Annotated in this window: 10 protein-coding genes and 1 tRNA gene; 5 read left to right on the top strand and 6 right to left on the bottom strand. The window is 64.1% G+C overall.

What is annotated here, in order from left to right; translation table 11 throughout:
* Positions 1-59: 59 nt before the first annotated feature.
* Entirely contained in the window at positions 60-1,184 is a 1,125-nt protein-coding gene (locus ACFSCT_RS14995) for an aminotransferase class V-fold PLP-dependent enzyme (protein ID WP_379144023.1), read from the bottom strand.
* A gap of 181 nt (positions 1,185-1,365) precedes the next feature.
* Here ACFSCT_RS14995 and ACFSCT_RS14990 point away from each other — a divergent pair, with 181 nt between their 5' ends.
* From ACFSCT_RS14990 to ACFSCT_RS14980, 3 genes are read left to right on the top strand one after another with little or no spacing between them, the layout of a single operon-like run.
* Entirely contained in the window at positions 1,366-2,058 is a 693-nt protein-coding gene (locus ACFSCT_RS14990) for a type 1 glutamine amidotransferase (RefSeq protein ID WP_379144021.1), read from the top strand.
* Entirely contained in the window at positions 2,055-3,416 is a 1,362-nt protein-coding gene (locus ACFSCT_RS14985) for a glutamine synthetase family protein (RefSeq protein WP_379144020.1), read from the top strand. The genes ACFSCT_RS14990 and ACFSCT_RS14985 overlap by 4 nt, the downstream gene beginning before the upstream one ends.
* A complete protein-coding gene (locus ACFSCT_RS14980) occupies positions 3,413-4,726 on the top strand; it encodes an NAD(P)/FAD-dependent oxidoreductase (RefSeq protein WP_379144017.1) in 1,314 nt (437 codons plus the stop codon). The genes ACFSCT_RS14985 and ACFSCT_RS14980 overlap by 4 nt, the downstream gene beginning before the upstream one ends.
* A gap of 18 nt (positions 4,727-4,744) precedes the next feature.
* Here ACFSCT_RS14980 and ACFSCT_RS14975 read toward each other — a convergent pair whose 3' ends face one another.
* The 3 genes from ACFSCT_RS14975 to rlmB form a co-directional block, all read right to left on the bottom strand.
* A complete protein-coding gene (locus tag ACFSCT_RS14975; protein ID WP_379144015.1) occupies positions 4,745-5,182 on the bottom strand; it encodes a CoA-binding protein in 438 nt (145 codons plus the stop codon).
* Between the two features lie 239 nt (positions 5,183-5,421).
* Entirely contained in the window at positions 5,422-5,847 is a 426-nt protein-coding gene (locus tag ACFSCT_RS14970) for a YHS domain-containing (seleno)protein (RefSeq protein WP_379144013.1), read from the bottom strand.
* 106 nt (positions 5,848-5,953) lie between these two features.
* Positions 5,954-6,760 (bottom strand): 23S rRNA (guanosine(2251)-2'-O)-methyltransferase RlmB, encoded by an 807-nt coding sequence (gene rlmB / locus ACFSCT_RS14965; RefSeq protein ID WP_379144011.1) that lies wholly within the window; start codon positions 6,758-6,760, stop codon positions 5,954-5,956.
* Positions 6,761-6,903: 143 nt separating this feature from the next.
* On the opposite strand from rlmB, the gene ACFSCT_RS14960 reads away from it, so the two are divergent.
* Positions 6,904-6,987 (top strand) — tRNA-Tyr (locus tag ACFSCT_RS14960).
* A gap of 301 nt (positions 6,988-7,288) precedes the next feature.
* Here the strand turns inward: ACFSCT_RS14960 and ACFSCT_RS14955 are convergent.
* Positions 7,289-8,074, bottom strand: coding sequence for an IclR family transcriptional regulator (locus tag ACFSCT_RS14955; RefSeq protein ID WP_379144010.1), 786 nt, complete (start codon positions 8,072-8,074; stop codon positions 7,289-7,291).
* Between the two features lie 185 nt (positions 8,075-8,259).
* Positions 8,260-9,912 (bottom strand): 5-guanidino-2-oxopentanoate decarboxylase, encoded by a 1,653-nt coding sequence (locus tag ACFSCT_RS14950; protein WP_379144009.1) that lies wholly within the window; start codon positions 9,910-9,912, stop codon positions 8,260-8,262.
* Between the two features lie 143 nt (positions 9,913-10,055).
* Between ACFSCT_RS14950 and ACFSCT_RS14945 the strand changes: the two genes are divergently transcribed.
* A complete protein-coding gene (locus ACFSCT_RS14945; RefSeq protein WP_379144007.1) occupies positions 10,056-11,138 on the top strand; it encodes an ABC transporter substrate-binding protein in 1,083 nt (360 codons plus the stop codon).
* The last annotated feature ends 181 nt before the right edge of the window (positions 11,139-11,319 follow it).

Here is an 11,319-nt window from a genome sequence, read left to right as displayed (position 1 = left end):
GCCGCCGCACCCGCCTGTAGCGCGGCAACGCCCGGCCTGTTGCCGGGCGCCGCGAAAACCTAGATCCGGTCCAGAACCGAGGTCAGCCGTGCGACGGTCCCCTCGACATCCTTCAGCTTGTCTAGACCGAACAGGCCCAGACGGAAGGTGCGGAAATTCTCGCCCTCACCCACTTGCAGGGGCACGCCGGCCGCGGACTGCATGCCAAGCGCCACGAATTTCTTGCCGTTCTGGATATCGGGATCGTCGGTATAGCTGACCACGACGCCCGGCGCCGCGAACTCGGCCGCCGCGACCGAGCGGAAGCCGCGTTCGGCAAGCAGCGTGCGCACGGCATCGCCCAGCCGCCACTGGGCTTCGCGCGCCGCCTCGAAGCCCATTTCCCGGGTTTCGTTCATCGCATCGCGCAGACCGATCAGCGCGTCCGTCGGCATGGTCGCGTGATAGGCGTGGCCGCCGTTTTCATAGGCCGCCATGATCGACCGCCATTTCTTCAGGTCCAGCGCGAAGCTGTCGCTGGTCGTCGCCTCCATCCGCTGGACCGCGCGGTCCGACAGCATCACCAGCCCGGCCGAGGGCGACGCGCTCCAACCCTTTTGCGGGGCCGAGATAAGCACATCGACGCCGGTTACCCGCATGTCCACCCAGACCGCGCCCGAGGCGATGCAATCCAAGACCATAAGCGCGCCGACCTCATGCGCGGCATCGGCCATGGCGCGGATATAATCGTCGGGCAGGATCATGCCCGACGCGGTCTCCACATGTGGCGCGAATACCGCATCCGGCCGGACCTCGGCAATTTTCGCCACCACATCCTCGATCGGCGGCGGCGCATAGGGCGGCTGTGGGTCGTTGCCGGTGGGACGCGCGGTCAGAACCGTGGTTTCACGGGCGAAGCCGCCGGCCTCGAATATCTGGGACCAGCGAAAGCTGAACCAGCCGTTACGGACGATCAGGGCATGGGCGTCGCGGCCGAACTGCCGGGCCACCGCCTCCATCCCGCAGGTGCCGCCGCCGGGCACGATGGCCACCGCATCGGCGCCATAGACCTCGCGCAGGGTGGCGGAAATGTCGCGCATCGCCTGCTGAAATTTCTTGGACATGTGGTTCAAAGAGCGGTCGGTAAAGACGACCGAGAACTCCATCAACCCGTCGGGGTCAACATCAGGGCGTAATCCGGGCATGTTGTTCCTTTCGATCCGTTCGCAGGCAAACTAGCACGCCGGCACGCGGACGCCAGCCCGCGGAAAGTACCAGCCGTGGAGTGCGAGGCATGGAATGCCAGCCCTGGAATTCACGGCGCCCCCTTGTCCGCTTACACCGGCGCGTCTACCTTTGGTGGCAAGTCAAACACATGAGTTTTCAATGCATATCGGCATTCTGCAATCCGGCCAGGCGCCGGAGGTCCTGAAGGGACAGTACGGCGACTATCCCGATCTGTTCGTAAAGCTGCTGGCGGACCGCGGTTTCACCTTTCAAAGCTGGCATGTCGAGGGGATGGAGTTTCCCGACTCTCCGCGCGACGCCGACGGCTGGCTGATCACCGGGTCCAAGCACGGCGCCTATGACGACCTGCCCTTCATCCCGCCGCTGGAGGATTTCATCCGCAGCGCCAAATCCATGGGCGTGCCCATGGTCGGGATATGCTTCGGGCATCAGATCATGGCGCAGGCGCTTGGCGGCAAGGTGGCGAAATTCGACGGCGGCTGGTCGGTCGGCGCGCAGGATTACGTGATCGAGGGCCAGCCGCTGGTGCTGAACGCGTGGCATCAGGATCAGGTCGTCGCCCTGCCCGAGGGCGCCGAAACCGTGGGCACCAGCCAGTTCTGCCAGAACGCCGCGCTGTCTTACGGCGACTGGGGTTGGTCGGTTCAGCCGCATCCCGAATTCGGCGATGAATTCGTGCAGGGTCTGATCGACCACCGGGCCAAAGGCGTGGTTCCGCCCGAATTGCTGGCCCGGGCCGAAAGCCGCATGGGCGGCGAAATCGCCAGCAGCGTCATCGCCGACCGGATCGAAGCGTTTTTCAAGATGGCCCGGCAACGGGTGTCCGCATGAGCTCGCGCAACTGGACGCAGGAACTGCCCAAGGCGGCGCGCGACTATGTCGAGGGGCGGCGGCTGGACGAGGTCGAATGCATCGTCGCCGATATGGCCGGCGTCGCCCGCGGCAAGGCCATGCCGGCATCGAAATTCGCCCAGCAGGAGAAATTCTTCCTGCCGAACTCGATCTTCCTTCAGACCATAACCGGCGAATGGGCGGATAACCCGACCGGCGCCTTCACCGAACCCGATATGGTCCTGACGCCTGATTTCTCGACCGCATCGGCCGCGCCTTGGACGGCCGACATCACGCTGCAAGTCATCCATGACGTGCTGGACCAACAAGGGCGCCCGGTGCCGGTGGCGCCGCGCAACGTGCTGAAGCGGATCGTCGGGCTTTACGAGGAAAAGGGCTGGCGTCCGGTCGTCGCGCCGGAGATGGAGTTTTTTCTGGTTGCCCGGAATATCGACCCGAACCAGCCGATCATTCCGCCGATGGGCCGCTCGGGACGCCGGGCCGCGGCCAAACAGGCCTATTCGATGTCGGCGGTGGACGAATACGGCAAGGTCATCGACGATATCTATGACTTCGCCGAAGCCCAGGGTTTCGAGATCGACGGCATCCTTCAGGAAGGCGGCGCCGGTCAGGTCGAGATCAACCTTGCCCATGGCGATCCGGTCCGGCTGGCTGACGAAATCTTCTATTTCAAGCGCCTGATCCGCGAGGCCGCGCTGCGCCACGATTGTTTCGCAACCTTCATGGCCAAGCCGATCGAGGGTGAACCGGGAAGTGCGATGCACATCCATCACTCGGTGGTGGACATCAAGACCGGCAAGAACATCTTTTCGGCGGCGAACGGTCAGGAAACCCCGGCGTTTCTGCATTTCATCGCCGGTATGCAGACCCATCTGCCGGCCGCGATCGCGCTGCTTGCGCCCTATGTGAACAGCTATCGCCGCTATGTCCCCGACTTCGCCGCGCCCATCAATCTTGAATGGGGCCGCGACAACCGCACCACCGGGCTGCGGGTGCCGATCTCGGGGCCCGAGGCGCGGCGGCTGGAAAACCGGCTGGCGGGTATGGATTGCAACCCCTATCTGGGGCTGGCCGCCAGCCTTGCCTGCGGTTATCTGGGCCTGACCGAGGGCAAGATGCCGCGCGCCGAATGTCTGGGCGACGCCTATATGTCCGAGGATGAGCTGCCCTATAATCTGGGCGACGCGCTGGATCTGATGGCGGAAAGCGACGCCATGCGCGAGGTGATCGGGGCCGAGTTCACTGAGGTTTACCAATCTGTTAAGCGCAACGAGTACAAGGAATTCCTTCAGGTCATCAGCCCCTGGGAACGCGAACATCTGTTGCTGAACGTATGAACCTGCTCTACGCCAACGACCGAAAGGGCGAATATCCGCCCAGCCTTTACGCCGCAACGCGCACCATGCAGGCGCCGTTCGCCGCGGTCCGGGGCAAGAACATCGCGCAGGTCTGCGTGATCGGCGGCGGTTATACCGGGCTTTCGGCGGCGCTGCATCTGGCCCGATTGGGCATAAGCACCCGGCTGGTCGAGGCGCATCGCGTCGGCTTTGGCGCCTCGGGGCGCAATGGCGGACAGATCGGATCGGGCCAGCGGCTGGATGTCGATCAGCTTGAGGATCTGGCGGGAAAGCAGGCGGCACAGCGGCTGTGGAACATGGCGGAGGAAGCCAAGGCGCTGGTCGCGGAACTGGCCGGGCTGGCGGCTGTGCCGGTGCATCCGGGCGTCGCCCATGCCTGCCGGACCGAGGCCGAGGTCGCGCATTCCCACAAGCTGGCCGAAAAGCTGGACCGGGATTACGGGTATAAGAAAATCCGCACGCTGGACCGTGATGCGTTCCGTGCGCTGGTCCCGTCAGATGCCTATGTCGGGGGCGATCTGGATCTTGGCGCGGGCCACCTGCATCCGCTGAATTTCGCCATCGGCCTGGCGCAGCTTGCGACCGAGGCAGGCGCGCATATTCACGAAAACTCGGCCGTGCACCATATTCGCCATGCGCGGCGGCCGGGCGAAAAAACCATCGTGCAGACCGATCACGGGTTCATCGAATGCGATCACGTGATCCTCGGCTGCAACGGATATATGGGGCAGCACCTGTCGGCCGAGGTGGCGGCGCGGGTGATGCCGATCAACAATTACATCGTCGCCACGGCGCCGCTGGGCGATCGCGCGGATGAGGTCCTGCGCCAGAATATCGCCGTGCATGACACGAAATTCGTGGTGAATTACTGGCGCCTGTCGCCCGACAAGCGGCTGATTTTCGGCGGCGGGGAAACCGTCACCTATCGTTTTCCCGCCGATATCGCCGCCAAGGTCCGCAAGCCGATGCAGGAGATTTATCCGGGACTGCGCGGGGTCGATATCGACTATGCATGGGGGGGCACGCTGGCGATCACCTTCAACCGCATGCCGCTGTTCGCCCGTCCCGCCCCCGACACGATCTCGGCCAGCGGGTTTTCGGGGCATGGTGTGGCGCTTGCGACCCTTGCCGGCAAGCTCATGGCGCAGGCCGTCGCCGGCAACGCGGCCGGGTTCGACGCCATGGCCGCGCTGGCCCCGCGCCGTTTTCCGGGCGGAGGCATGTTGCGCTGGCCCTATCTGGTCGCGGGGATGAGCTGGTATTCGCTGCGCGACCGTCTGGGTTTTTAGGAAAGCGCGCTGCTGAGGCTATAGAAACTGCGGAAATTCGATCTTGGGGCAACGGTTCTCGATCACCGAAAGCCCGCGGTCACGCGCTTTCCGGGCGGCCTCATCATGCGAGACGCCAAGCTGCATCCAGATCGTGCGCAGATGCGGCAGATGCGCCAATGCCTCGTCGACCACCTGCGGAACCGCGTCCGAGCGGCGGAAGATATCCACCATATCGACCTGAATTTCGGGCGGAATCGAGGCGAGGTCGGGATACACCGTCTCGCCCAGAATGGTTTCGCCGCCATGGCCGGGATTGACGGGGATCACGCGAAAACCCTCGGCCTGAAGATAGCGCGCGACGCCCCAGCTTGGCCGTTCCTGTCGCGGCGACATTCCGACCACCGCGATGATTCGGCTTTCGCGTGCAACCCGCGCGATTTCTTCGTCGGCCATGTCGATGTCACTGATGTGCATCTGGCACCTCCCCCAAGGGTAACCGGGTCATACAACCCATAATTGCCGGCTACAGACTATTCATATAAAAAGCGCCCGGTCCATATCAAATGGCCGGGCGCAAGTGGCGGAACGAGGGACAGTGATCTGAACAAGACCGTTCCGTGGTCTTGTTCATCTTGATAAATAAGCATCACTGTTTGCATTTCATCGCCCATCACGAAAAGGTGATAATGGGGCGTCTGCGCCGGTCATCGGGACTATTTGATCTTGTCCCAATTCTTCTTGGCGGCTTTCAGGATCGGTCCGGGATTCGCCTGCAAACGATCCTGATTTTCGGGCGTGCGGGTCAGATATACGCGGTCCCCGATCATCACGAACAGGCGCGGATTGCCCGGCTCCATCCGCCCCTCGCTTAGGGCGACGACGCAATAGCCACCCATGGCGGGCACATAGGCCCGAGGATTCGCCTCGAAGGCGGCGCGATTCGCCTCATCGGCGAAATGCCACGATTCGCCGGCCCATTGGGTCGAGATATCGCTGCGCCCCGGAACGGCGCGATTCATCGAATGATAGGTGACCGGATCAATGCCATCCAACGCCCAATCCTCGGCCACCGCGGGAAAGGCGGCGATCGTCGATAGAATCAGCAATGTGGCGGCGCGGGCGTCTTGGATCTTCATCATCTGCGAATATGGCGGGGCAACGACCCGACAAATCTGGCAAATCGGGACGTGATTCGGAATGGCCGTAGCACCAATTTGCCGTGGATGTGATGTTCCGGTGATCGGCTCAGGGCTGGTTCTGCGCCGCAAACAGGGCGACGGCCGCCGCGTTGGAGACGTTCAGCGATCCGAATCCGGCCGCAAACGGGATCCGCACCAGCAGGTCGCAGGTCTCGCGGGTCTTTTCGCGCATCCCCGGCCCTTCCGCGCCTAGCACCAGAACCACCGCGCGTCCGGGCAGTTGCGACAGCGCCGCGGGAAGGGTTTCCGCCGCCTCGCCGTCAAGGCCGATGACGATATAACCGGCGGCCTTCAGCACCTCCAGCGCGTCGGCGAGGTTTCCGACGCGAAGATAGGGCTGACGCTCCAGCGCGCCCGAGGCGGTCTTGGCCAGCGCACCGGTTTCCGGGGCGGCGTGTCGTGCCGGGGCGATGACCGCGCGGGCGCCGAAAACCTCGGCCGAGCGCAGGATCGCCCCCACATTATGCGGGTCCGTCACCCGGTCGAGCGCCACGATGACCGCACGCGGCCCCGCCCCGCCCGCCAGTGCCAGATCGGCCAGCGCGCCCCATTTCAGCGCCCGCACCTCCAGCGCGGCACCCTGGTGGACGCTGTCGGGATCAAGCGGGGTTTCGCGGTCGAAGACGCGGGAATCGGTGATCTCGGGTTGCAATCCGCTTGCGGCCACCGCATCGCCCAGCCGGTCCAGCGCATTCTGCGTCACCACCAGCCGCAGTTTTTCGCGTTTCGGGTTCTGCAACGCATCCCGCACCGCATGCAGCCCGAACAGCCAGACCGTTTCGGCCGAGGCCGCCCGCCGGGCGCGTTCCTTGTCGATGACCCATGCGGGTTTCTTGGTCTTTGTCGGTTTCATCCTGCCGCGCCTTTGTGGGTTCCACACTCCATGCGCGCGCGGCACCCGCAAGGCAAGCCCCCGACATCAGCGGGCGACGGGACTTTGCCCAGAAATCCCGCTTGACGCCCCTTGGCCCGGCGGCTATCCAGCGCCCCACGTCAGGGCGACGAGCTGCAAGGTGCGGCAGCGGACTGTAACTCCGCCGGGGAGACCCATGCCTGGTTCGATTCCAGGGTCGCCCACCATTTTCCTTGAACACTGGAAGAAATCACCGTGGTGGTGCCTTGTATTTACGGCATCCGGGGTGATGTGGGTCAACGGGTCGTGGCGGATGACGCGCGATTCCGGGCTTCGTCTGCCAACCATTCCCCATCTGTCATAATGAGGACTACCGGACGAGGTGGCGCTCTGACCGCTGGCACACCGGCTATTGGGTCAGGCGTCCACGGCCGTCGTCTCCACCTCCTCGAACAAATCCTCTGGCCTCATCACCCGGTCGGTCCGAGCCTGTGCGCGCCCATCAGCCGGCACCACCGTCCCCAACACCTAACGATAACTGGACAGCAGATGCGCCAGCCGCGCGGCCGCGTCGCTGACCATCGTGACCAGTTGCTCTTGACTGAACCGCGCCTCGATCCGGGCGCCGATGCCGACGATGCCGATAGTCAGGAACACGTCGCCGCGTTCGAACGTGACCGGGGCGGCAAGGGCGAAGATGCCGGGGTCGAATTCCATGTTGTTGACGGCAAAGCCGTTTCTGCGCACCGCTTCAAGCTGCGCCAGCAAAGCGTCATGGTCGATGGTCGTGCGCGACTGGAATTGCGGCAGGTCCTGCGCCAGCACGCCCTCGATGAACTCGGCGCTTTGATAGGCCAGCATGGCCTTGCCGCTCGCCGTGGCGTGAAAGGGAAATTCATAGCCCGGATGGATCAGGGAATAGGCGGCCTCGGACGGCAGGGCGAAGGCCTCGAGCTTGACCTTGCCGCCGCTCAGCCGGCAGATGAAGGCGACCTCGCTGACCCTGTCGGCCAGATCGCTCAGCAGCGGCGCCGCCAGCTTCTCGATCGAGGTATCGCCGAAGCTCAGCTTCAGCAGCCGCCGCATGCGGGCGCCGATCTGATAGACGCGCTGGTTCGACGCGGTTTCTAGATAGCCGACATCAATCAGCGTATTGGCGATGCGATGCGCCGATGAGACCGGGATTTGCGCCGCGTTGGCGATGTCCTGCAAGGTCAGCCCGGCCGAGGAAAAGGCAACCGCGTCAAGAACGGTCGCGATCCTTCTCAGCGGGTTCGATCCCTTGTCGGAACTGCTTTCTTTGGGTTTGGGCATGCTTCCCCTCCGGGGTTCAGTCCGCAGAGGGACTTCCCGCCATTGATCCACATTCGCGGTCCTGCGGGAAGATCGTGCCGGGGTTCATGATGTTTCGCGGGTCGAGCGATTGCTTGATCCACGCGCCGGGGTCAAGGGCCGTCCCCGGCTCGCTGCGCGGGAGCGGCCTTTTGCCGCCGCCCGGGTCATCCCAGAAAATCCGCGTCCTGCCTGACGATGATGACGGTGGGGCGCCCGGCCGAGAGTGCTTTCGTGACCGCCTCGGTGATGCCGTCAAGCGATTGCGGCGCCGCCGTCAGGCAACCGAAGGATTCGGCCAGCGCGCGGAAATCCGGGTTATGCGGGCGAACGCTGACCTCGGGGATATTGCGGGCGCGCATGAAATCGGCGATCTCGCCCAGTCCGTCATTATCCCACAGGACGATCGGCAGCGACAGCTTCTGTTCGACCGCGGTCGCCAGTTCCTGCACGGTGAACAGCAATCCGCCATCGCCGACCACCGCCAGGCAGGCCCGTTCGGGCGCGCCCAGCGCGCCGCCTATCGCCGCCGGCAGCGCATAGCCAAGCGTGCCGTAACCCATCGGGAAATGCCAGCTTCCCGGCAGGTCGGTGGGGAAAAAGACGCAACCGGTATAGGCGATCTGGGTCATGTCGCCATAGATCAGCGCATCGGCCGGCAGCGCCCGGCGGATCGCGTTCAGCACCGCCACATGCCTCCGTTCAAGGGCTGAGAGGTCGTTGCGGACCTGATCGCGGATCCCGTCCATATCTGCAAGCCACGGCGCCGCCGGGGGAAAGGCGCCGTCCCCGGCCAATGCATCCGCAAGTGCTGCGGCCGCAAGTGCGGCATCCGAGACGACGGCGGCGTCGGGCGCGTAGTCCCGGACCGTGGTCGCCGGGTCGATGTCGATGCGGATGAACCGACCCGAAACCGACAGCCGCGTCGGATCCTCGATGACCGGCGCGTCGCCGGCCGCCTCGCTGTCGGCGGTGACGTAAAGGTCGGGCTCGGCGATCTCGGTGCCGATGGCCAGAACCAGATCGGCCTCGTCCTCGATCAGCCGGCGGATGCGCCCGCGCTGCAGGGTCGAGCCGAGCGACAGCGGATGCGATTCGGGTACCACGCCCTTGCCGGCCACGGTGGTGACGACCGGGGCCTGAAGGATTTCGGCCAGCCGCGTCACTTCCGCCCCCGCATCGCGGCAGCCACCACCGGCCAGAATGACCGGACGGCGCGCCCCGCGCAGCAGATCGGCGGCGTCGGCGATATCGGCGGGGTTGGGACCGGGGCGCTGCGGCAGGACCTTGCGGCCGGGTTCGATCTCGATTTCCGCGTCCAGCACGTCAAGCGGGATCGACAGATGCGCCGGGCGCGGCCGCTGGGTCCGAAACGCGGTCATGGCGCGGGCCAGATGCTCGCCGATCTGGCGGCCGGTCAGCGCGGTGGCGCTGAACCCGGTGATCGGGGTGGTCACCGCCTGCTGGTCGGTGATCTCGTGCAGCATGCCCCGGCCCATGCCCATTTCGTCGCGGGCGATGGCGCTGGTAACCGCAAGGACGGGAATCGAATCGGAATAGGCCTGTCCGATCGGGGTCGCCGCGTTGGTGACGCCGGGTCCGCTGATGATCAGGCAGACCCCGGGCTTTCCCGTGGCGCGGGCATAACCGTCGGCCATGAAGGCGGCGCCCTGTTCATGGCGTGCGCCGACGTGACGGATGCTGCTTTCCGCCAGAGGTCCGAAGAAGGCCAGCGTATGCACCCCCGGCATGCCGAAAACCGTGTCGACTCCGTAACTTGCAAGCTGCTCGACCAGAGCCTTGCCGCCGGTTCCCTTCATGCGCCCCTCCCGTATTTCAGAAAAAAATTCCGTTATTTTGGATATTGCCTTGACAGATCAAGGACAACCCCTTTACGCATCCGTAAATCAAAAATTTTTTCCGAAAAACGGAAATACCGCAGAACCAGCATGGGAGTTCGGCAATGAGAGGATACCTTACGTCAACGGCAGCCATCGTTCTCGCGACGCTCGGCCTTGCCCTACCCGCCGTCGCGCAGGACGCGATCAACGTTGTCTCATGGGGCGGCGCATATACTGACGCGCAGCGGCAGGCCTTCTATGAACCCTTCACCGCCGCGACCGGGATCAAGATCAATTCGGTCGATTACAACGGCGGGCTGGGCCAGATCAAAGCGCAGGTCGATTCCGGCAATATCACATGGGATGTCGTGGTCGGCGAAAAAGCCCTGGCCGAGATCGGCTGCTTCGACAATATCCTTGAAAAACAGGATACGGCCACCCTGCCGCCGGCGCCGGACGGGACCCCCGCGACCGAGGATTTTATCGAAGGCACGCTTAGCGAATGCGGCATCGGCTCGGTCATCTGGTCGACGGCGCTGGCCTATAATCAGGAAGCCTTCCCGAATGGCGGCCCGCAGACCATCGCCGATTTCTTCGATCTGGAGAAGTTCCCCGGCAGACGCGGGTTGCGCAAATCGGCGGACGTGAACCTTGAATGGGCGCTTCTGGCCGATGGCGTGCCGCGCGATCAGGTCTATAAGGTGCTGGAGACGGAAGAGGGCGTCAACCGCGCCTTCGCCAAGCTCGACACCATCAAGGACAGTGTCGTCTGGTGGGAAGCCGGCGCGCAGCCGCCGCAGCTTCTGGCCGATGGCGAGGTGGTGATGACCTCGGCCTACAGCAGCCGCATCTTCAACGCGATCAACGACGAAAAGCAGCCCTTCACCATCGTCTGGGACGGGCAGGTCTGGGACCGCGACGTCTGGATGATCCCGAAGGGCACGCAAAAACTGGAAGCGGCGGTGAAATTTGTCGACTTCGCCAGCGAAACCGCCCAGCAGGCCGCGATCACCAACGCGAGCTCCTACGGCCCGGTGCGCAAATCCGCCATCGCCCTGATCGGCAAGAACGCCAAGACCGGCGTCGACATGAAGGATTTCGTCCCGACCGCCCATCTGGAAAACGCCATCGAATCCGACAGCGAATTCTGGTCGACCTATCGCGACGAGCTGTTCGAGCGGTTCAACTCGTGGCTCGCCAGCTAGGGCGGCACCGCGACGCGACTGCAAGTCTGACCGCCGGCGGTGCTATCGCCGGCGGAAGGAAAGATCGGGTGGAGAAAACGGCATTGGCCTCGGTTGTCTTTGATAACGTCAGCAAGACCTGTGACGGCAAGATTTCGGTCGTCGACAATCTGAATTTGCACGTGAAAGAGGGTGAGTTCCC

This window comes from Paracoccus pacificus, from assembly GCF_042680785.1.
Classification (GTDB): domain Bacteria; phylum Pseudomonadota; class Alphaproteobacteria; order Rhodobacterales; family Rhodobacteraceae; genus Paracoccus; species Paracoccus pacificus.
This window is presented reverse-complemented; position numbering and strand designations above follow the sequence as displayed.

Excerpts from the sequence above, each read along its gene's own strand:
- ACFSCT_RS14950 (WP_379144009.1), bottom strand. The coding sequence starts at position 9,912 with ATGAAGGGAACCGGCGGCAAGGCTCTGGTCGAGCAGCTTGCAAGTTAC.
- ACFSCT_RS14980 (WP_379144017.1), top strand. The coding sequence starts at position 3,413 with ATGAACCTGCTCTACGCCAACGACCGAAAGGGCGAATATCCGCCCAGC.
- ACFSCT_RS14945 (WP_379144007.1), top strand. The coding sequence starts at position 10,056 with ATGAGAGGATACCTTACGTCAACGGCAGCCATCGTTCTCGCGACGCTC.
- ACFSCT_RS14990 (WP_379144021.1), top strand. The coding sequence starts at position 1,366 with ATGCATATCGGCATTCTGCAATCCGGCCAGGCGCCGGAGGTCCTGAAG.
- ACFSCT_RS14955 (WP_379144010.1), bottom strand. The coding sequence starts at position 8,074 with ATGCCCAAACCCAAAGAAAGCAGTTCCGACAAGGGATCGAACCCGCTG.
- ACFSCT_RS14985 (WP_379144020.1), top strand. The coding sequence starts at position 2,055 with ATGAGCTCGCGCAACTGGACGCAGGAACTGCCCAAGGCGGCGCGCGAC.
- ACFSCT_RS14975 (WP_379144015.1), bottom strand. The coding sequence starts at position 5,182 with ATGCACATCAGTGACATCGACATGGCCGACGAAGAAATCGCGCGGGTT.
- ACFSCT_RS14995 (WP_379144023.1), bottom strand. The coding sequence starts at position 1,184 with ATGCCCGGATTACGCCCTGATGTTGACCCCGACGGGTTGATGGAGTTC.
- rlmB (WP_379144011.1), bottom strand. The coding sequence starts at position 6,760 with ATGAAACCGACAAAGACCAAGAAACCCGCATGGGTCATCGACAAGGAA.
- ACFSCT_RS14970 (WP_379144013.1), bottom strand. The coding sequence starts at position 5,847 with ATGATGAAGATCCAAGACGCCCGCGCCGCCACATTGCTGATTCTATCG.